Origin of the sequence: Micromonospora sp. KC207, assembly GCF_004348615.1 — a bacterium.
Classification (GTDB): Bacteria; Actinomycetota; Actinomycetes; order Mycobacteriales; family Micromonosporaceae; genus Micromonospora.
In genome coordinates, this window is record NZ_SMKJ01000117.1 from 1 (window position 1) to 18989 (window position 18989).

Annotated in this window: 21 protein-coding genes; 19 read left to right on the plus strand and 2 right to left on the minus strand. The window is 73.8% G+C overall.

Features of this window, described 5'->3' with window-relative positions; all coding sequences use genetic code 11:
• Positions 1 to 227: 227 nt before the first annotated feature.
• The 19 genes from E1258_RS16425 (at position 228) to E1258_RS16515 (ending at position 17909) form a co-directional block, all read left to right on the plus strand.
• Positions 228 to 491 (plus strand): phosphoribosyl-ATP diphosphatase, encoded by a 264-nt coding sequence (locus E1258_RS16425; protein ID WP_036375234.1) that lies wholly within the window; start codon positions 228 to 230, stop codon positions 489 to 491.
• A 45-nt stretch (positions 492 to 536) separates the two neighbouring features.
• Positions 537 to 1382, plus strand: coding sequence for an ATP phosphoribosyltransferase (gene hisG, locus E1258_RS16430; protein WP_132401716.1), 846 nt, complete (start codon positions 537 to 539; stop codon positions 1380 to 1382).
• A 239-nt stretch (positions 1383 to 1621) separates the two neighbouring features.
• Positions 1622 to 2095, plus strand: a complete 474-nt coding sequence (locus tag E1258_RS16435; protein ID WP_132401719.1) for a PH domain-containing protein — start codon at positions 1622 to 1624, stop codon at positions 2093 to 2095.
• Positions 2096 to 2436: 341 nt separating this feature from the next.
• Positions 2437 to 3087 carry a translation initiation factor IF-3 gene (gene infC, locus E1258_RS16440; protein WP_132401722.1) on the plus strand — a complete coding sequence of 217 codons (651 nt, stop codon included), beginning with the start codon at positions 2437 to 2439 and terminating at the stop codon, positions 3085 to 3087.
• A gap of 18 nt (positions 3088 to 3105) precedes the next feature.
• Entirely contained in the window at positions 3106 to 3300 is a 195-nt protein-coding gene (gene rpmI, locus E1258_RS16445) for a 50S ribosomal protein L35 (RefSeq protein ID WP_007075851.1), read from the plus strand.
• Positions 3301 to 3332: 32 nt separating this feature from the next.
• The gene (gene rplT, locus E1258_RS16450) at positions 3333 to 3725 is read left to right on the plus strand and encodes a 50S ribosomal protein L20 (RefSeq protein WP_007075852.1); all 393 of its coding nucleotides are present in this window, start codon (positions 3333 to 3335) and stop codon (positions 3723 to 3725) included.
• An 83-nt stretch (positions 3726 to 3808) separates the two neighbouring features.
• Positions 3809 to 4615 carry an RNA methyltransferase gene (locus E1258_RS16455; RefSeq protein WP_132401726.1) on the plus strand — a complete coding sequence of 269 codons (807 nt, stop codon included), beginning with the start codon at positions 3809 to 3811 and terminating at the stop codon, positions 4613 to 4615.
• A gap of 211 nt (positions 4616 to 4826) precedes the next feature.
• Positions 4827 to 5906 (plus strand): phenylalanine--tRNA ligase subunit alpha, encoded by a 1080-nt coding sequence (pheS, locus tag E1258_RS16460; protein WP_132401729.1) that lies wholly within the window; start codon positions 4827 to 4829, stop codon positions 5904 to 5906.
• 41 nt (positions 5907 to 5947) lie between these two features.
• Positions 5948 to 8497 carry a phenylalanine--tRNA ligase subunit beta gene (pheT, locus tag E1258_RS16465; protein WP_132401732.1) on the plus strand — a complete coding sequence of 850 codons (2550 nt, stop codon included), beginning with the start codon at positions 5948 to 5950 and terminating at the stop codon, positions 8495 to 8497.
• 329 nt (positions 8498 to 8826) lie between these two features.
• A complete protein-coding gene (gene argC, locus E1258_RS16470) occupies positions 8827 to 9828 on the plus strand; it encodes an N-acetyl-gamma-glutamyl-phosphate reductase (protein WP_132401735.1) in 1002 nt (333 codons plus the stop codon).
• Positions 9825 to 10994 (plus strand): bifunctional glutamate N-acetyltransferase/amino-acid acetyltransferase ArgJ, encoded by a 1170-nt coding sequence (argJ, locus tag E1258_RS16475; RefSeq protein WP_132401738.1) that lies wholly within the window; start codon positions 9825 to 9827, stop codon positions 10992 to 10994. Before argC ends, argJ begins: the two co-directional genes overlap by 4 nt.
• The gene (gene argB, locus E1258_RS16480) at positions 10991 to 11932 is read left to right on the plus strand and encodes an acetylglutamate kinase (RefSeq protein ID WP_132401741.1); all 942 of its coding nucleotides are present in this window, start codon (positions 10991 to 10993) and stop codon (positions 11930 to 11932) included. The genes argJ and argB overlap by 4 nt, the downstream gene beginning before the upstream one ends.
• Positions 11929 to 13110, plus strand: coding sequence for an acetylornithine transaminase (locus tag E1258_RS16485; RefSeq protein WP_132401744.1), 1182 nt, complete (start codon positions 11929 to 11931; stop codon positions 13108 to 13110). The genes argB and E1258_RS16485 overlap by 4 nt, the downstream gene beginning before the upstream one ends.
• Before the next feature lie 46 nt (positions 13111 to 13156).
• On the plus strand, positions 13157 to 14083 hold the full coding sequence (gene argF / locus E1258_RS16490; RefSeq protein ID WP_132401747.1) for an ornithine carbamoyltransferase: 927 nt from the start codon (positions 13157 to 13159) through the stop codon (positions 14081 to 14083).
• Positions 14080 to 14592, plus strand: coding sequence for an arginine repressor (locus E1258_RS16495; RefSeq protein WP_132401750.1), 513 nt, complete (start codon positions 14080 to 14082; stop codon positions 14590 to 14592). The genes argF and E1258_RS16495 overlap by 4 nt, the downstream gene beginning before the upstream one ends.
• Positions 14589 to 15794, plus strand: coding sequence for an argininosuccinate synthase (locus tag E1258_RS16500; protein WP_132401753.1), 1206 nt, complete (start codon positions 14589 to 14591; stop codon positions 15792 to 15794). The genes E1258_RS16495 and E1258_RS16500 overlap by 4 nt, the downstream gene beginning before the upstream one ends.
• Before the next feature lie 14 nt (positions 15795 to 15808).
• On the plus strand, positions 15809 to 17272 hold the full coding sequence (gene argH / locus E1258_RS16505; protein ID WP_132401761.1) for an argininosuccinate lyase: 1464 nt from the start codon (positions 15809 to 15811) through the stop codon (positions 17270 to 17272).
• 89 nt (positions 17273 to 17361) lie between these two features.
• Positions 17362 to 17625 (plus strand): hypothetical protein, encoded by a 264-nt coding sequence (locus E1258_RS16510; RefSeq protein ID WP_243715497.1) that lies wholly within the window; start codon positions 17362 to 17364, stop codon positions 17623 to 17625.
• Positions 17625 to 17909 carry a flavin reductase gene (locus E1258_RS16515; RefSeq protein ID WP_132401756.1) on the plus strand — a complete coding sequence of 95 codons (285 nt, stop codon included), beginning with the start codon at positions 17625 to 17627 and terminating at the stop codon, positions 17907 to 17909. Before E1258_RS16510 ends, E1258_RS16515 begins: the two co-directional genes overlap by 1 nt.
• A 62-nt stretch (positions 17910 to 17971) precedes the next feature.
• Here E1258_RS16515 and E1258_RS16520 read toward each other — a convergent pair whose 3' ends face one another.
• Positions 17972 to 18328 carry an MmcQ/YjbR family DNA-binding protein gene (locus tag E1258_RS16520; protein WP_132401759.1) on the minus strand — a complete coding sequence of 119 codons (357 nt, stop codon included), beginning with the start codon at positions 18326 to 18328 and terminating at the stop codon, positions 17972 to 17974.
• Positions 18329 to 18841: a DNA-binding protein gene (locus E1258_RS16525; protein ID WP_243715498.1), complete on the minus strand. Its 513-nt coding sequence runs from the start codon at positions 18839 to 18841 to the stop codon at positions 18329 to 18331.
• Positions 18842 to 18989 lie beyond the last annotated feature (148 nt).

Below are 18989 nucleotides of genomic sequence, written 5' to 3' on the forward strand. Positions count from 1 at the left end.
GTGGAGACGTCGTCGTCCTGGGGCGCGCAGGCGGCTACCGCGACGAGGACGGTGCCGGCGGCGGCGAGCGCGACGGTACGGGAGCTGAGCATGGCGGACAGCGTAGAGCCATTGACGGCCGTCGCGCAGGTGTGTCGCACCGCCCTGGTAGGCAATTCGGGCCGGTCGGCGGGCCGGCGGGACCCGCCGCGCGCCCGGCCGGGCGGGTGCTGGAAGAATCGCACCCCGTGAAGACGTTCGAGGAGTTGTTTGCCGAGCTGCAGGCCAAGGCCGCCGCCGGCACCCCCGGCTCGGGCACGGTGGCCGCGCTGGAGAAGGGGGTGCACTTCATCGGCAAGAAGGTCGTCGAGGAGGCGGCCGAGTCGTGGATGGCGGCCGAGCACGAGGGCCCGGAGCGGGCGGCCGAGGAGATCTCCCAGCTGCTCTACCAGGCGCAGGTGCTGATGCTGGCCACCGGTCTCGAACTGAAGGACGTCTACCGACATCTGTGAGTGCGCCCCGCCGTTGATCTGATCCGATCGAAGGAGCACTCCGTCATGCTGCGTGTCGCCGTACCCAACAAGGGCGCCCTGGCCGAGAAGGCCGCCCAGATGCTGCGTGAGGCGGGCTACCGCCAGCGCGCCGACCCCAAGGACCTGGTCTGCCCGGACGAGGCCAACGACATCGAGTTCTTCTACCTGCGGCCCAAGGACATCGCCACCTACGTCGGCTCGGGCGACCTCGACGTCGGGATCACCGGCCGGGACCTGCTGATCGACTCCGGCGCACCCGCCGAGGAGGTGGTCGACCTGGCGTTCGGCCGGGCCACCTTCCGGTTCGCCGCCCGCCCGCAGGACGTCGCCGACGTGCAGGAACTGGGCGGGCACCGGATCGCGACCGCCTACCCCGGGCTGGTCGAGCGGTACCTCGCCGAACTCGGCGTGAAGGCGGACGTGATCCGGCTCGACGGCGCGGTGGAGAACGCCATCCGGCTCGGCGTCGCCGACGTCGTCGCCGACGTGGTGGAAACCGGCGCCACGCTTCGCCAGGCCGGGCTGGTCGTCTTCGGCGACCCGCTGCTGCGCTCCTCGGCGGTGCTGGTCCGCCGGGGCGGCGCCCCCGAGCACCCGCAGGCCGCGCAGCTGCTGCGCCGGCTGCATGGGGTGCTGGTCGCCCGCCGCTACGTGATGCTCGCCTACGACGTGCCGGCCGGGCTGCTGGACCGCGCCAGCTCGCTCACCCCCGGCATCGAGTCGCCCACCGTCTCGCCCCTGCACCGCGAGGGCTGGGTGGCGGTGCAGGCGATGGTGCAGCGCGACGACGTGCACCGGATCATGGACGAGCTGTACGAGCTGGGTGCCCGCGCCATCCTGGTCACCAACATCCACGCCTGCCGGTTGTGAGGCCGCTGCCGCCGGTCGCCGCCCTCGCGACGGTGGTGCCGGGCGGGGTGGCGTCGGCGGCCCAGGCGGCGGGCGACGTGGTGGTGGGGGAGCGGGCCGGCGCCCCGATCTCTGGCGAACGATTTCGGCGGCCGCCTCTGGCGGTGGTGGTCGCCGGCCGGCGCCTCCGGACGCCGCCGGGTCGACGACACGCAGGGGTCACACTCCGGGCCCCGGCCGGTGGGTGGCAGACTGCACGGGTGAGCGAAACCGAACCGGTGATCCTGCGCCCGCGCCGGATCCGGCTGGTCTGCTGGGTGTCGGCCGCCGCGCTACTGGTCGTGTTCAGCCTGGTGGCCACGTCGCTGACCGGCCCCACCGGCGAGGGCTACGGCACCTTCCAGCGCGGCGACCAGCTCGCCATGATCGGCCTGGGCGTCCTCGGTGCGCTCGGCATCCTGCTGTTCACCCGGCCCCGCGTCGAGGCGGACGCGCTCGGCGTGCGGGTGCGCAACGTCCTCGGCTCGTACGAGCTGCCCTGGGAGGTCGTGCGAGGGGTGCGTTTCGACCGGGGCGCGCCGTGGGCGAGCCTGGAGCTGCACGACGACGACCTGCTGCCGATGATGGCCCTCCAGGCCGCCGACAAGGAGCTGGCGGTGCAGGGTGTGCGTGCCCTGCGCCGGCTGCACCAGGCGCACCTCGCGGCCCTCGTCGAGGGTGCGGCCGGGCGCTGACCCCACCGCGCGACCTGGTGCCCGGTTTGGGGGCGGGTCGGGTGGCGGTGTAGTGTTGCTGAGTCGACCAGACTGCCCTCGTGTTCCACACGTGGGCCGTCCTGAAGCGGAGCGCCTGCTCCCACCCGAGTCACCCCAGTCGGTGGCCGGGTTCCGGTCACCGGTTCCGGGCACGTCCCGGGCCCGGATGCGCGATCCTGTGATCGTGCCGACCGGTCGAGCGGGCCCTGGCATGCGCCGGGGCCTTCTGCTTTCCGGGTCGGCCCCCACCACGGGGGTCGCGGGAGTCGGCCACCGCAGAGAATTCGACTCGAGGAGGCCCCATCAGCGTCGAACCACGCGTGAACGAGCAGATCCGGGCACGTGAGGTCCGACTGGTCGGTCCCGAGGGTGAGCAGGTGGGCATCGTCCCGCTGGAGCGCGCCCTTCAGCTGGCCGCGGACGTCGACCTGGACCTGGTCGAGGTTGCGCCGATGGCGCGCCCGCCGGTGTGCAAGCTCATGGACTTCGGCAAGTTCAAGTACGAGAGCGCACTCAAGGCGCGCGAAGCGCGGCGAAACCAGCAGCAGACCGTCATCAAGGAGATGAAGCTCCGGCCGAAGATCGACCCGCACGACTACGAGACCAAGAAGGGTCACGTGGTGCGGTTCCTCAAGGCCGGCGACAAGGTCAAGGTGACGATCATGTTCCGCGGTCGGGAGCAGAGCCGCCCTGAGCTGGGTTACCGGCTCCTGCGCCGGCTCGAGTCCGAAATCACGGAGCTGGGCTACGTGGAGGCCGCTCCGAAGCAGGACGGCCGAAACATGATCATGGTTCTCGCCCCGCACCGGGCCGTCAAGGCCTCCGCGGTCGCCGCGACGGCGTCCCGCGGTGCCCCCCGGGAGCGGGTCGCGGAGGAATCCGCGACTCCGGCGGCCGGCGAGACTCCGGCGGCCGGCGAGACCGCAGCAGCCGGTGAGACCGGCACGACCGCCGAAACCAGCGGTCAGTAACAGGGGAGAAACGTTCCAATGCCGAAGATGAAGAGCCACACGGGTATGGGCAAGCGGGTCAAGGTGACCGGCAAGGGCAAGATCGTTGCCCAGCAGGCCGGGCTGCGCCACAACCTGGAGAAGAAGCCCTCCACCCAGACCCGGCGGCTGACCGGCACGGTCGAGCTGGCCAAGGCCGACACCAAGCGCATCAAGAAGCTGCTCGGCCGCTGACGCGCGCCACCTGAACCGAAGAAGGAGTTGAGATGGCACGCGTCAAGCGGGCTGTGAACGCCCAGAAGAAGCGTCGTACCCTGCTGGAGACCGCGAGCGGCTACCGCGGTCAGCGCTCCCGCCTCTACCGCAAGGCCAAGGAGCAGGTGCTGCACTCGATGCAGTACGCCTACCGGGACCGTCGCGACCGCAAGGGCGACTTCCGGCAGCTCTGGATCACCCGGATCAACGCGGGCGCCCGGGCCAACGGGATGACCTACAACCGGCTGATCCAGGGCCTGCGCCTGGCCGGCGTCGAGGTCGACCGCAAGATCCTCGCCGACCTGGCCGTCAACGACGCGGCGGCCTTCGCCGCGATCGTCGAGGTCGCCCGCGCCGCCGTGGCGGCCGAGGGCACCGGTGGCGCGGCGGCCCAGGCCGCCTGATCCGCCAGCACCCGACCGAGGCGCCTCCCGTGCCGTCCACGACGCGCGGCGGGCGCCTCGGTCGCGCTGTGGAGCCGCCCACCATGCCTTTCACCCCGCGTACCCCCAGGGTCGTCGCCGCCCGCCGGCTGCACCGCCGCCGCGACCGCGACGCCGCCGGCCGGTTCCTCGCCGAGGGCCCGCAGGCCGTCCGGGAGGCCCTGGCCCGCCCCGGCACGGTCACCGAGCTGTTCGGCACCCCGGCCGCCCTCGACCGGTACGCCGACCTGGCCGAGCGCGCCGCCGACGTCGACGTGCCGGTCTCCGATGTCACCGACGACGCTCTCGCCGCCCTCGCCGAGACCGTCGCCCCGCAGGGACTCGTCGCCGTCTGCCGGCACCTCGACGTGCCACTGGACGCGGCCCTCGCCGCCGGTCCCCGCCTCGTGGCGGTGCTCGCCGAGATCCGCGACCCGGGCAACGCCGGCACGGTGCTGCGCACCGCCGACGCCGCCGGGGCCGGCGCGGTGGTCTTCGCCGGCGACGCCGTGGACCCGTACAACGGCAAGTGCGTGCGGGCCTCCGCCGGCAGCCTCTTCCACGTCGACGTGGTCCGGGCCGGCGACCCGGTCGCGGTCGTCGAAGCGTTACGCGCCGCCGGCCTGGCGGTCCTCGCCACCACCGGGTACGGCGACAGCGACCTCGACGACCTCGCCGACGCCGGCACCCTCGCGACACCGACCGCCTGGCTGTTCGGTTCCGAGGCGCACGGGCTGCCCGGCGGGCTGGCCGCCGCCGCCGACGCCCGGGTGCGGGTGCCGCTGCACGGGCGCGCCGAGAGCCTGAACCTGGCTGCGGCCGCCGCCGTCTGCCTGTACGCTTCTGCCAGAGCACTGCGCCGATGCCCCTGACGGGCGGCGCGGTCACACAGCAGGGAGTCGCCCGAGACGATGAACGCGCCACGGCGTTCGTTTAGCCAGCCCGCCGGTGTCGGCGGGCGGCGGGCCTGACCCTTCCCCCTGCGCGACTCCCCACCGGCGGGCTGCGGCGAAGCCGCGCGTCCGTAGACTCGCCTCGCCGCCCGTGCAGGGCCGGCGCCGCCGTGAGGAGTGCCCGTACGCCATGACCTACCGCAACGATCCGTACGACCCGAAGCAGGTCGCCCTGCTCGACCCGGACGCCCTGGCCGGTGCCGTGGCCGACGCCGAGCAGGCGTTCGCCGCCGCCGCCGACCCGGACGCGCTGACCGCGCTGCGCCCCGCGCACCTCGGTGACCGGTCCCCGGTCTCCCTGGCCCGCCGGGAGATCGGCGCCCTGCCGCCGGCCGCGAAGGCCGACGCCGGCAAGCGGGTCAACGAGGCCCGCCGCTCGATCGAGGCCGCCTACGCCGCCCGTGCCGAGGTCCTCGACCGCGAGCAGGCCGAGCGGGTGCTGGCCACCGAGCGGGTCGACGTCACCCTGCCCTACGACCGCCGCCCGCGTGGTGCCCGGCACCCGCTGAGCACGCTGATGGAGCAGATCAGCGACCTGTTCGTCGGGATGGGCTACGAGGTGGCCGAGGGGCCCGAGGTCGAGCTGGAGTGGACCAACTTCGACGCCCTGAACATCCCCGCCGACCACCCGGCGCGGGGCCTGATGGACACCTTCCACATCGCAGCGCCCGACGGCGCGGAGAGTTCCGGGCTGGTGCTGCGCACCCACACCTCCCCGGTGCAGGCACGCACGATGCTGGCCCGCAAGCCGCCGATCTACGTGGTCGTGCCGGGCCGCGTCTACCGCACCGACGAGCTGGACGCCACCCACGCGCCGGTCTTCCACCAGGTCGAGGGCCTCGTGGTGGACAGGGGCATCACCATGGCGCACCTGCGCGGCACCCTCGACCACTTCGCCCGCGCCATGTTCGGCGAGGGCGCGAAGACCCGCTGGCGACCGCACTACTTCCCGTTCACCGAGCCGTCGGCCGAGTTCGACGTGTGGTTCCCCGAGCACCGCGACGGGCCGCGCTGGGTCGAGTGGGGCGGCTGCGGCATGGTCAACCCCCGGGTGCTGCGCGCCTGCGGGATCGACCCGGAGGTCTACTCCGGATTCGCGTTCGGCATGGGTATCGACCGGACCGTGATGTTCCGTCACGGGGTCAGCGACATGCGGGACATGGCCGAGGGCGACGTGCGGTTCACCCGCGCGTTCGGGGCCGGGGCGTAGACGGTGCGGGCACGAGACAACGAGACGGTGGTCTGAGAGTCATGCGAGTTTCTGTCAGCTGGCTGCGGGAGTACCTCGACCTCCCCGCCGACCTGCCCGCCGCCGACCTGGAGCAGGCGCTGGTCGACCTCGGCATCGAGGTCGAGTCGATCGTGGACCTGCGGTCGACGGTCACCGGCGCGCTGGTCGTCGGCGAGGTCCTGGAGATCGAGGAACTGACCGGATTCAAGAAGCCGATCCGGTTCTGCCGGGTCGACGTGGGCGCCGCCAACGGCACCGGCGAGCCGCAGGAGATCGTCTGCGGGGCGCGCAACTTCGCCCCCGGCGACCGGGTGGTGGTGATCCTCCCCGGCGGCGTGCTGCCCGGAGGCTTCGCCATCGGCGCGCGCAAGACGTACGGGCGCAACTCCAACGGCATGATCTGCTCCGCCAAGGAACTGGGCCTGGGCGACGACCACTCCGGCATCATCGTGCTGCCCGAGGACACCCCCGCCAAGCCCGGTGACGACGCCCGCCCGGTCGTCGGCCTCGACGACATGGTCGTCGAGGTGGAGATCACCCCCGACCGGGGGTACGCGCTCAGCGTCCGGGGCATCGCCCGGGAGCTGGCCCACGCCCTCGGCGTGCCGTTCCGCGACCCGGGGCTGGCACCGGCCCCCGGCGCGACGGCCGAGCCGGCGTACCCGGTCGAGATCCGCGACACCGTCGGCTGCGACCGGTTCGCCGCCCGGATGGTGCGCGGCGTCGACCCGACCGCCCCGACCCCCGGCTGGATGCGGCAGCGGCTCACCGTGGCCGGCGTTCGCAGCATCTCGCTGCCGGTCGACATCACCAACTACGTGATGCTCGAACTGGGTCAGCCGATGCACGCCTTCGACGCCGCCCGGATCACCGGTCCGCTCGTGGTGCGCCGCGCCGAGGCGGGGGAGAAGGTGACCACCCTGGACGGGGTGACCCGCACCCTCACCGCCGAGGACATGGTGATCTGCGACGACACCGGCCCCGTCTCGCTCGCCGCCGTGATGGGCGGCGAGACCAGCGAGGTCGTCGCCTCCACCACCGACGTGCTCTTCGAGGCCGCGCACTGGGAACCGGTGATGGTCGGCCGCACCGCCCGCCGGCACAAGCTGTTCAGCGAGGCGGCGAAGCGCTGGGAGCGGGGCGTCGACCCCGCCCTGCCGCTGGTCGCCATCGAGCGGGCCGTCGGGCTGCTCACCGAGCACGCGGGCGGCACCGCCGGGGCCGAGATCCTCGACCTCGACCACGTCCGGCCGCGCACCCCGGTCACCCTGCCGGCGGACCTGCCGAGCCGGCGGGTCGGCGTCGCGTACTCCCCGCAGCGGGTGGTCTCCCTGCTGGAGCAGGTCGGCTGCCGCGTCACGCGGGGCGCCGACCGGCTCGGCGAGGACCCGGGCTCCGCCGGCGTGGCGGCCACCGGGGGCACGGACGTGCTCACCGTGGTCCCGCCGAGCTGGCGTCCCGACCTCACCGACCCTGCCGACCTGGTCGAGGAGGTGGCCCGCCTCGACGGGTACGACCGGGTGCCGTCGGTGCTGCCCACCGCGCCGCCCGGACGTGGCCTGACCTGGCAGCAGCGCCGCCGCCGGGCCGTGGCCCGCACGCTGGCCGAGCGCGGGTACGTGGAGGTGCTGGCCCACCCGTTCGTCGCCGGCGAGCTGGCCGACCTGCTCGGGCTGCCCGCCGACGACCCGCGCCGCCGGGCGGTGCGGGTGGCCAACCCGCTGTCGGAGAAGGAGCCGCTGCTGCGCACCACGCTGCTCGGCCCGTTGCTCGGCATCTGCAAGCGCAACCTCGGCCGGGGCCACCGCGACGTGGCCCTGTACGAGATCGGGGCGGTCTTCCACCCGCGCCCCGGTGCCGGCGCACCGCCCGCCATGGGCGTGGACCGCCGGCCCACCGACGCCGAGTTCGCCGCCGCCGACGCGGTCGTGCCCGACCAGCCCCGGCACGTCGCCGTGGTGCTGACCGGGGACGTCGAGCCGGCCGGCTGGTGGGGGGCGGGCCGCCCGGCCGGCTGGACGGACGCCGTCGAGGCCGGTCGGGTGGTGCTCGCCGCCGCCGACCTGCCCGCCGACCGGGTCGAGGTGCGGGCCGCCGAGTACGCCCCGTGGCACCCCGGCCGCTGTGCCGAGCTGCTGGTCGACGGGGTCGTGGTCGGGCACGCCGGCGAGCTGCACCCGGCCGTGCTGGCCGCGCTGGAGCTGCCGAGGCGCACCAGCGCCATGGAGCTGAACCTCGACGCGCTCCCGGCCGCCCCGGTCGCCCCGGCCCCGACGATCTCCGGCTTCCCACCGGCCCTGATCGACGTGGCCCTGGTGGTGGACGAGCGGGTGCCGGCGGCGCAGGTGCAGCAGGCCCTCGTCGAGGGCGCCGGTGAGCTGCTGGAGGGCGTGCGGCTGTTCGACGTCTACGCCTCGGAGCAGCTCGGGGCGGGGCGGCGGTCGCTGGCGTACAAGCTGACCTTCCGCGCCCCCGACCGCACCCTGACGGTCGAGGAGGCGGTGGCGGCCCGTGACGCGGCGGTGGCCCGCGCGGCGGACCGCTACGGCGCCACCCTCCGCGGCACCTGAGGTGTAAGCAGGGGCCCCCTCTTAACGCTTTCTGTATAGGAAGGGGCCCCTGTTAACCGCCGCCGCCCAGGCCCGACCGGCCGTCAGTGCTCCTCCGGGTCCAGTTGCCCAGGGTGCGCAGCCCTGGCAGGTCGCGTACGGGACGCGCCGGTAGTCGGTGTCCACCAAGGCCTCGGCCGGAAGCTCGCGCAGCCCCTCACGGCGTACGAGGTAGGGTCCCGCAGCCGGTGGCGGCCGTCACTTCTCATGTTCATGCAGTGGGACGTATGACCTTGCGATGCGGCGCGGCGACCGGGTAACCTTCTCTGCATAGTCATACGGAGGTGGGAATGGGTATCCGAGTCGCGGTCGCGGGGGCGAGTGGTTACGCAGGGGGCGAGCTGCTGCGCCTGGTTGCCGGTCACCCTGAACTCGACCTGGTCACCGCCACGGCGCACAGCCAGGCCGGCGCGCCGGTCACCGCCGTACACCCGCAGCTCGTCGGGCTGGACCTGGTGTTCGCGGCGACCGACCCGGCGGCCCTGGCCGACGCGGACCTGGTCTTCCTGGCCCTGCCGCACGGCGAGTCGGCGGCCCTGGCTGCCGCCCTGCCGGAGTCGGTCCGGGTGGTCGACCTGGGCGCGGACCACCGGCTGCGTGACGCCGCAGCCTGGTCACGGTACTACGGCGGCGACCACGCGGGGGCCTGGGTCTACGGCCTGCCCGAGCTGCCCGGCCAGCGCGCGGAGATCGCCGCCGCGACCCGGGTGGCCAATACCGGCTGCTACGCGGTGGCCACCACCCTCGCACTCGCCCCGCTGGTCGCCGCCGGCGCGGTCGCGCCCGCCGACGTGGTCGTGGTCGCCGCCTCCGGCACCTCCGGCGCGGGCCGGGCCGCCAAGGCGCACCTGCTCGGCAGCGAGGTGATGGGCGACCTGTCGCCGTACAAGGTCGGTGCCCACCAGCACGTGCCGGAGATCAAGCAGGCCACCGGCGCGACCAGCCTGTCGCTCACCCCCGTCCTCGCGCCGATGCCGCGCGGCATCCTCGCCATGGTCACCGCCGTGCCGACCAACGGCGCGGACCCCCGGGCCGTCCTCGCCGAGGCGTACGCGGACGCGCCGTTCGTGCACGTGTTGCCCGACGGCGCGTGGCCGCACACCGCCGCCACCCTCGGCTCCAACTCCTGCCACCTCCAAGCCGGCGTCGACGTCGACTCCGGCCGGGTGATCGTGGCCAGCGTCATCGACAACCTCGGCAAGGGCGCCGCCGGCCAGGCCGTGCAGTGCGCCAACCTGATGCTCGGGCTCCCGGAGACCGCGGGCCTGTCCACGTTCGGAGTGGCACCATGACCGTCACCACACCGAGAGGGTTCCGGGCGGCCGGTGTCGCCGCGGGGCTCAAGAGCGGCGGCGCCGACGTCGCCCTCGTCGTCAACGACGGCCCCGACGCCGGGGTCGCCGGGGTTTTCACCGCCAACCGGGTCAAGGCCGCCCCCGTGCTCTGGACCCAGCAGGTCGTCCGGGGCGGGGTGGCCCGGGCCGTGGTGCTCAACTCCGGCGGCGCGAACGCCTGCACCGGTCCGACCGGCTTCCAGGACACCCACGCCACCGCCGAGCACACCGCCGCCGCGCTGACCTCGGCCAGCTCCCGGCTGCGGCTCGGTGCCGGCGACGTGGCGGTCTGCTCCACCGGCCTGATCGGCGAGCGGCTGCCGATGGACAAGCTGCTGCCCGGCGTACGCGCGGCGATCCGCGCCCTGTCCCGGGCCGGCGGCGCGGCGGCGGCCGAGGCCATCATGACCACCGACACCCGGCCGAAGACCACCGTGGCGGCCGGCAGCGGCTGGACCGTCGGCGGCATGGCCAAGGGCGCCGGCATGCTCGCCCCGGCCATGGCGACCATGCTGTGCGTGCTCACCACCGACGCGGTGGCCGGGCCGGCGGCACTCGACGCCGCACTGCGCGCCGCCTGCCGGGTCACCTTCGACCGGGTCGACTCCGACGGCTGCATGTCCACCAACGACACGGTGCTGCTGCTGTCCAGCGGCGCGTCCGGCATCGAGCCTACCGAGGCCGAGCTGACCGAGGCCGTCACCGCCGCCTGTCACGACCTGGCGCAGCAGTTGCTCGCCGACGCGGAGGGCGCCACCAAGCAGATCGCCATCGACGTCGTCGGCGCGGCCGACGAGGACGACGCGGTCGAGGTGGGCCGGTCGGTGGCCCGCAACAACCTGGTCAAGACGGCGCTGTTCGGTAACGACCCGAACTGGGGCCGCATCCTCGCCGCCGTCGGCACCACCGCCGCCGCGTTCGAGCCGGACGCCCTCGACGTCGCGGTCAACAACGTCTGGGTGTGCCGTTCCGGCGCCGCCGCCGAGGACCGGTCCAAGGTGGACCTCACCGGCCGCGACGTCACCATCCGCATCGACCTGCACGCCGGGGAGGCCCAGGCCACCGTGTGGACCAACGACCTGTCCCACGCGTACGTGCACGAGAACTCGGCGTACTCCACGTGAGCGGCGTCGACGACCTCGCCCGGGCCCAGGCCAGGGCCGAGACGCTGATCGAGGCGCTGCCCTGGCTGGCCCGCCTGTCCGGGGCCACCATCGTGGTCAAGTACGGCGGCAACGCCATGGTCGACCCCGCGCTCCAGCGGGCCTTCGCCGCCGACATGGTCTTCCTGCGCTACGTCGGCATCAAACCGGTCGTCGTGCACGGCGGCGGCCCGCAGATCTCGGCCATGCTCGGGCGGCTCGGCATCGACAGCGAGTTCCGCGGTGGGCTGCGGGTCACCACCCCCGAGGCGATGGACGTCGTGCGGATGGTGCTGGTCGGCCAGGTCGGCCGGGAACTGGTCGGGCTGATCAACGCGCACGGCCCGTTCGCCGTCGGCCTCTCCGGCGAGGACGCCGGCCTGTTCACCGCCGTGCGCCGCCCGGCGTACGTAAACGGGCAGGCCGTGGACGTCGGCCAGGTCGGCGACGTCGAGTCGGTGAACACCTCGGCGGTGACCGACCTCATCGCGGCCGGCCGCATTCCGGTGATCTCCACCGTCGCGCCGGACGCCGACGGGGTGCTGCACAACCTCAACGCCGACACCGCCGCCGCCGCCCTCGCGATCGCCCTTGAGGCCCGCAAGCTGGTCGTCCTCACCGACGTGCCGGGGCTCTACGCCAACTGGCCGGACACCGACAGCCTGGTCAGCGAGATCACCACGGACGACCTGGCGAAGCTGCTGCCGTCCCTGGAGTCGGGAATGGTCCCGAAGATGGAGGCCTGCCTGCGGGCGGTGCGCCACGGCGTGCCCGCCGCCCACGTCGTCGACGGCCGGGTGGCCCACTCCACGCTGCTGGAGGTTTTCACCTCGGAAGGATTCGGCACGATGGTGGTGAGCGCGAGGAGTGAGCTTGCGAGCCCCGCAGCCACGAACAAGGAAGGCACGGTCCCGTCATGAGTATGCTGGTGGAGCGCTGGCGGCAGTCGCTGATGGACAACTACGGCACGCCGCCGCTGGCGCTGGTGTCCGGGTCCGGGGCCGTCGTGGTCGACGACGCCGGCCGCCAGTACGTCGACCTGCTCGGCGGCATCGCGGTCAACGCCCTCGGCCACGCGCACCCCGCCGTGGTGGCCGCCGTGTCCCGGCAGGTCGCCACCCTCGGGCATGTGTCCAACCTGTTCGTCGCCGAGCCGCCGGTGGCCCTCGCCGAGTTGCTGCTGGCCCTCGCCGGCCGCCCCGGGCGGGTTCTCTTCGCCAACTCCGGCGCGGAGGTCAACGAGGCCGCGTTCAAACTGTCCCGGCTCACGGGCCGCTCGCACGCGGTCGCCACAGTCGGCGGGTTCCATGGCCGCACCATGGGCGCGCTCGCGCTCACCGGCCAGCCCGCTAAGGCCGACCCGTTCCGACCGCTGCCCGGCGACGTCACCCACGTCCCGTACGGCGACGCGGCCGCCCTCGCCGACGCGGTGACCGACGCCACGGCCATGGTGATCCTGGAGCCGGTGCAGGGTGAGAACGGCGTCGTCGTCCCGCCCGCCGGTTACCTCGCCGAGGCCCGGCGGATCACCGCCCGGCACGGCACGCTGCTGGTGCTCGACGAGGTGCAGACCGGTGTCGGCCGCACCGGGCACTGGTTCGCCCACCAGGCCGACGGCGTCGAACCCGACATCGTCACCCTCGCCAAGGGCCTCGGCGGTGGTTTGCCGATCGGGGCCTGCCTGGCCTTCGGTCCCGCCGCCGAGCTGCTCGGCCCCGGCTCGCACGGCACCACCTTCGGCGGCAACCCGATCAGCTGTGCCGCCGCCCTCGCGGTGGTGTCCACCATCGCCAGCGAGGGGCTGCTCGACCATGTCAAGCGGGTCGGCGAGCGGCTGCGCCGGGGCGTCGAGGCGCTCGGGCATCCCCTCGTCGCCGAGGTGCGCGGCGCGGGGCTGCTGCTCGGGATCGTGCTCACCGCCGACGCCGCCGGCCCGGTCGCGACGGCCCTGCGCGACGCCGGGTTCCTGGTCAATTCGGTGCAGCCGGGCGTGCTCCGGCTCGCCCCGCCGCTGATCCTCACCGTCGAACAGGCCGACGCGTTTCTCGCCGCCCTGCCCGCCGCCCTCGACGCCGCCACCCCGGAGGCCGTCGCATGACCCGCCGCCTGCTGCGCGACGACGACCTCACCCCGGAGGCCATCGCATGACCCGCCACCTGCTGCGCGACGACGACCTTACGCCCGCCGAGCAGGCGACGGTGCTCGACCTCGCCGCCCGGATGAAGGCCGAGCGGTTCGCCCACCGGCCGCTGGCCGGGCCGAGGTCGGTGGCCGTGCTGTTCGACAAGCAGAGCCTGCGCACCCGGATCTCCTTCGACGCCGGCATCGCCGAGCTGGGCGGGCACCCCCTCGTGGTGGACACCCAGGTCACCCACTTCGGCCGCGGCGAGACCCTCGCCGACGCCGGCCGGGTGCTCTCCCGGTACGTGGCCGCGATCGTGCTGCGCACCCACGGTGACGACCGGATCGCCGAGGTCGCCGCCGGGGCGAGCGTCCCGGTGATCAACGCCCTGACCGACGGCTTCCACCCCTGCCAGCTCCTCGCCGACCTGCTCACCGTCCGTGAGCGGTGCGGCGGCACCCACGGGCGGACCCTGGCGTACGTGGGGGACGCGGCGAACAACATGTCGCAGTCGTACCTGCTGGCCGGGGCGACCGCCGGCATGCACGTGCGGGTCGCCGGGCCGGACGGGTTCGACCCCGACCCCGAGGTGGTGGCGCGGGCCGAGGAGATCGCCGCCGGCACCGGGGGATCGGTGCGCGTGCTGTGCGACCCGGTTGCCGCGGCCCGCGACGCCGACGTGCTGGCCACCGACACCTGGACCTCGATGGGGCAGGAGGACGACGGGCTGGACCGGATCACCCCGTTCCTGCCGTACCAGGTCAACAAGACCCTGCTCGGGCACGCCGCACCGGGCGCGATCGTGCTGCACTGCCTGCCGGCGCACCGGGGCGAGGAAATCACCGACGAGGTACTCGACGGCCCGGCCAGCGCCGTGTTCGACCAGGCGGAGAACCGGCTGCACGCCCAGAAGGCGGTGCTGACGTACCTGCTGGAGAAGTCGGCATGACCCCGCCGTTGACCCGCGCCGCCCGGCATGCCCGGATCGTCGAGCTGATCCGCGACGGGGCGGTCCGCTCGCAGACCGAGCTGGCCGACCTGCTCGCCAGCGACGGCGTCGGAGTCACCCAGGCCACCCTGTCGCGGGACCTCAAGGAACTCGGCGCGGTCACCGCCCGGGGCGGCGACGGTCGCCCCGTGTACGTCATCCCGGAGGACGGCCACCGGCCCCTGCGCGACGCCGAGGCCGCTCCGGCGCGGCTGATCCGGCTGCTGCGGGAACTGCTCAACGGAGTGGACTCCAGCGGCAACATCGCCGTGCTGCGTACCCCGCCGGGCGCGGCCCACTACCTGGCCAGCGCGTTGGACCGGGCGGGTCTGCCCGAGGTCGTCGGCACCATCGCCGGCGACGACACCATCCTCGTCGTGGCCCGCGAGGCCGACGGCGGGGCCGCGCTGGGCGAGAAGCTCACCGCGTGGTCCCGCCGCGAGGAGACCGTTGAAGGGAACACACCATGACCGAGCGGGTCGTCCTCGCGTACTCGGGAGGGTTGGACACCTCCGTCGCGATTCCCTACCTGGCCGAGCAGACCAACGCCGAGATCATCGCCGTCGCGGTGGACGTCGGGCAGGGCGGCGAGGACCTCGACGCCATCCGGCAGCGCGCCCTGGACTGCGGGGCCGTCGAGTCGGAGGTGGTCGACGCGCGCGACGAGTTCGCCGCCGAGTACTGCCTGCCGGCGATGCGCGCCAACGCCCTCTACATGGACCGGTACCCGCTGGTCTCCGCGCTGTCCCGGCCGCTGATCGTTAAGCACCTGGTCGCCGCGGCTCGCAAGCACGGCGGCACGATCGTGTCGCACGGCTGCACCGGCAAGGGCAACGACCAGGTCCGCTTCGAGGTCGGCATCGGGGCGCTCGCCCCCGACCTGAAGATCGTCGCCCCGGCCCGGGACTTCGCGTGGACCCGGGACAAGGCGATCGCCTTCGCCGAGGAGAAGGGCCTGCCGATCGACGTGTCGGCCAGGTCGCCGTACTCCATCGACCAGAACCTGTGGGGCCGGGCCGTGGAGACCGGCTTCCTGGAGGACATCTGGAACGCCCCGATCGAGGACCTGTACTCGTACACGTCCGACCCGGCGCAGGAGCGCGACGCCGACGAGGTCGTCATCACCTTCGACGCCGGCATGCCGGTGGCGATCGACGGCGAGACCGTCACTCCGTACCAGGTGATCCGCGAGCTGAACCGCAGGGCCGGCGCGCAGGGCGTCGGTCGGCTCGACATGGTCGAGGACCGGCTGGTCGGCATCAAGAGCCGCGAGGTGTACGAGGCCCCCGGCGCGATCGCGCTGATCACCGCCCACCAGGAGCTGGAGGCGGTCACCGTCGAGCGGGACCTCGCCCGGTTCAAGAAGGGCGTGGAGCAGCGGTGGGGCGAGCTGGTCTACGACGGCCTGTGGTTCTCCCCGCTGAAGAAGGCCCTGGACGCGTTCATCGACGACGCCCAGCAACAGGTCAGCGGCGAGGTGCGGCTCGTGCTGCACGGCGGCCGGGCGACCGTCACCGGCCGGCGCTCCGAGGCCAGCCTGTACGACTTCGGCCTGGCCACCTACAACACCGGCGACACCTTCGACCAGTCCCTCGCCAAGGGCTTCGTGCGGCTGTGGGGCCTGCCCAGCAGGCTGGCCGCCGCGCGGGACGCCCGGTTGGGCGGGTGCTGACCGTGGGAACCACAATGGGCGGCGTGGACGACAAGAGCCTCACCGAGAACAGCGCCGCGACCAACCGTACGAGCCTGTGGGGTGGCCGGTTCGCCGGCGGCCCCTCCGAGGCGCTGGCCCGGCTGTCGGTCAGCGTGCAGTTCGACTGGCGCCTCGCCCCGTACGACATCGCCGGATCCCGCGCGCACGCCCGGGTCCTCGCGGGCGCGGGCCTGCTCGACCCCGAGGAACTGGGGAAGATCCTGGCCGCCCTGGACGACCTGGAGGCCGCCTGCGCCTCCGGGGCGTTCCGCCCCACCGTCGACGACGAGGACGTGCACACCGCGCTGGAGCGGGGGCTGCTGGAGCGCCTCGGCAGCCTCGGCGGCAAGCTGCGCGCCGGCCGGTCCCGCAACGACCAGGTCGCCACCGACCTGCGCCTCTACCTGCGTGACCACGCCCGGGGCGTGGCCGCCCGCCTCGTCGAGCTGGCGGAGGCCCTGGTCGAGCAGGCCGCCCGGCACGTCGACACGGCCGCGCCGGGGATGACCCACCTCCAGCACGCCCAGCCGGTCACCTTCGGGCACTGGCTGCTGGCCCACGTGCAGCCGCTGCTGCGCGACCTGGAGCGGATGCGCGACTGGGACCACCGTACGGCGATCAGCCCGCTCGGCGCGGGCGCGCTCGCCGGGTCCGGGCTGCCGCTGGACCCGGTGGCCGTCTCCAAGGAGCTGGGCTTCCGCACGTCCTTCGCCAACTCGATGGACGCGGTCGCCGACCGCGACTTCGTCGCCGAGTTCCTCTTCATCACCGCGCTGATCGGGGTGCACCTGTCCCGCCTCGGCGAGGAGGTGGTGCTCTGGACGTCGCAGGAGTTCGGCTGGGTCGAGCTGGATGACGCCTTCGCCACCGGTTCGTCGATCATGCCGCAGAAGAAGAACGCGGACATTGCCGAGCTGGCCCGGGGCAAGTCCGGCCGGCTCGTCGGCGGGCTGATGGCCGTGCTCACCATGCTCAAGGGCCTGCCCATGACGTACGACCGGGACATGCAGGAGGACAAGGAGCCGGTCTTCGACGCGGTCGACACCCTGGAACTGCTGCTGCCGGCCCTCGCGGGGATGATCTCCACCATGACGGTACGCGTCGACCGCCTCGTCGCCGCCGCCCCCGTCGGCTTCTCCCTGGCCACCGAGGTCGCCGACTGGCTGGTCCGGCGCAACGTGCCGTTCCGCGACGCTCACGAGATCACCGGCAGGCTGGTGGCGCTCTGCGCGGCCCGCGACTGCGCCCTCGACGAGGTCTCCGACGCCGACCTGGCGGCGGTCAGCGAGCACCTCGACCCGTCAGTGCGCGACGTGCTGTCGGTGCGGTCTGCCCTGGCCGCCCGGACCACTCCCGGCTCCACCGGCCCCGGGCCGGTCGCCGATCAGCTCGCCGCCGCCGCCGACAAGCTGGCGGGCTGGCGGGAGTGGGCCGCCGAGAGCGTCGTACCCCGCTGACGTCCCTGGCCGCGACGAAGGCCCCCCGGCCGCGTGCCGGGGGCGCGGGTCGGTCCGCCTGGCGAGGCGTTGCCCGGCCGCTGCGTCCCGTGGGCCCGGCGGTGTCGGCGGCCGGCCACGCCGCCGGCTCGCCCGACTGGCTGTGCCGGCGGTGCGCGCAGCCCTGGCCGTGTGCCGAGCTGCGGGCGACGCCCGAGCTGCTCGCGGTGGTGTCGGCGCTGATGACGACCGCGATCCGCGATTTTCGGGGCCGTCCGGGCGGCCCCGAACCGATCGAGGTGGTACGGCGGTTCCTGTGGTGGCTGCCGGTCAGCCACGACGAGGCCCGCGCGATCGCCCTGCGGATGCGCTGATGGCGCGCGAGGTGATCCCGCACGTGCCGATGCGCCCGCTGTGGCGGTGCCGCAACTGCGGGGCGGAATGGCCCTGCCAGCCGGCCCGGCTGGGCCTGCTGGTGGAGTTCCGGGGCGCCCGGACCGCCCTGATCTTCTACCTGGCCCAGCTCATGGTCGAGGCCCGCGCCCAGCTCGCCCAGCTCCACCCCGAGCGCGCCCCCGACCTGCACGAACGCTTCATCAACTGGGCCCGGGCCCGGGGCGACGCCGCACACCGCGCCGACGGTGAGCCGGATCGCTGACCACGTCTCGACGCCCGGCTGACCACGTCTCGACGCCGGAGTGGCCGGCCTCCGCGACGGGATCAGGCCACGGCTGCCGGGCGCTCGCGGCGCGGCAGCTTCGCCACCACCGCCTCGTACGAGGCGTCCACCGCCTCGCGCAGCTCGTCGTCGTCGATCGCCCCGGCCAGCCGCAGGCTGTTCCAGCCGAACCGGCCGATGTGGGAGGAGGCGACGGCGTCGCCGGGGAACCGGTGCAGCCACTCGTCAGCCAACTCGCGGGTGGGGCCGCACTTGACGCCCACCCGGTCGGTGGACTCGGGGCCGAGGAAGGCGAAGATCTTCCTGCCGACCTTCACCACGACCTCCTCGTCCCACGGCTGGTCGAGCCACGCGCCGGGCTTCGCCAGGCAGTACGCCAGCAGTTCCGCGCGGTCCACTCATGCCTCCCCGTCGCCGTTGCCACCCGGTGTGGCCCGGTCCATCTTCTCGCCCCCGGTCGATCTTGCCTCGCCCCCTGCTGCTCCCGCGTCGACGCCGACCCGGCCGGTGAGCCGCTCGTAGCGCTGCCGGGCGGCCTGCGCCGAGCGGAGGCCCAGCCCGTGGGCGACCGCCTGCCAGGTCAGGCCCCGGTCGCGGGCGAGCCGCAGCAGGCCGGCCTCCAGTGCGTCCACCTCGGCACGCAGGTGCGGGACGAGGGTGAGCGCGGCGACCAGGTCGGCCGGATCGACCGGCTCCTCGCCGTCGGCCAGCTCCGCGCCACCGGCGGCGAGCGCGGTCACCAGGGCCACCGCCTCGTACGGGTCGAGCGCGTACGGGTGGGCGTAGCGGCGGCGGCGCGCGTCGTCACCCGCGTGTCGCTCGGCGATCCGGGTCAGCGCGGCGTGGGTGCGATGCGCCCGCGCCCGCCCCGGATCGGGCATCGCGAACGGCTCTTGCTGCTCCAGGCTCATCCCTGGATTGCAGCACTTGAACGAAGAGTTGTCAACGAAGTGCTCACATCTCAGTGGTGATCGACTCCATGTCGGCGATATGGGGCGAACCCAAGCTCGGGGAAGCCCCCACGTCGCCGACATGGAGGCGCCCCGCCCAGCCCTAGCG

Coding starts and splice junctions, on each gene's coding strand:
- hisG (WP_132401716.1), top strand. CDS start 537: ATGCTGCGTGTCGCCGTACCCAACAAGGGCGCCCTGGCCGAGAAGGCC.
- rpmI (WP_007075851.1), top strand. CDS start 3,106: ATGCCGAAGATGAAGAGCCACACGGGTATGGGCAAGCGGGTCAAGGTG.
- rplT (WP_007075852.1), top strand. CDS start 3,333: ATGGCACGCGTCAAGCGGGCTGTGAACGCCCAGAAGAAGCGTCGTACC.
- E1258_RS16455 (WP_132401726.1), top strand. CDS start 3,809: ATGCCTTTCACCCCGCGTACCCCCAGGGTCGTCGCCGCCCGCCGGCTG.
- pheS (WP_132401729.1), top strand. CDS start 4,827: ATGACCTACCGCAACGATCCGTACGACCCGAAGCAGGTCGCCCTGCTC.
- pheT (WP_132401732.1), top strand. CDS start 5,948: ATGCGAGTTTCTGTCAGCTGGCTGCGGGAGTACCTCGACCTCCCCGCC.
- argC (WP_132401735.1), top strand. CDS start 8,827: ATGGGTATCCGAGTCGCGGTCGCGGGGGCGAGTGGTTACGCAGGGGGC.
- argJ (WP_132401738.1), top strand. CDS start 9,825: ATGACCGTCACCACACCGAGAGGGTTCCGGGCGGCCGGTGTCGCCGCG.
- E1258_RS16485 (WP_132401744.1), top strand. CDS start 11,929: ATGAGTATGCTGGTGGAGCGCTGGCGGCAGTCGCTGATGGACAACTAC.
- argF (WP_132401747.1), top strand. CDS start 13,157: ATGACCCGCCACCTGCTGCGCGACGACGACCTTACGCCCGCCGAGCAG.
- E1258_RS16495 (WP_132401750.1), top strand. CDS start 14,080: ATGACCCCGCCGTTGACCCGCGCCGCCCGGCATGCCCGGATCGTCGAG.
- E1258_RS16500 (WP_132401753.1), top strand. CDS start 14,589: ATGACCGAGCGGGTCGTCCTCGCGTACTCGGGAGGGTTGGACACCTCC.
- argH (WP_132401761.1), top strand. CDS start 15,809: ATGGGCGGCGTGGACGACAAGAGCCTCACCGAGAACAGCGCCGCGACC.
- E1258_RS16515 (WP_132401756.1), top strand. CDS start 17,625: ATGGCGCGCGAGGTGATCCCGCACGTGCCGATGCGCCCGCTGTGGCGG.
- E1258_RS16525 (WP_243715498.1), bottom strand. CDS start 18,841: ATGAGCCTGGAGCAGCAAGAGCCGTTCGCGATGCCCGATCCGGGGCGG.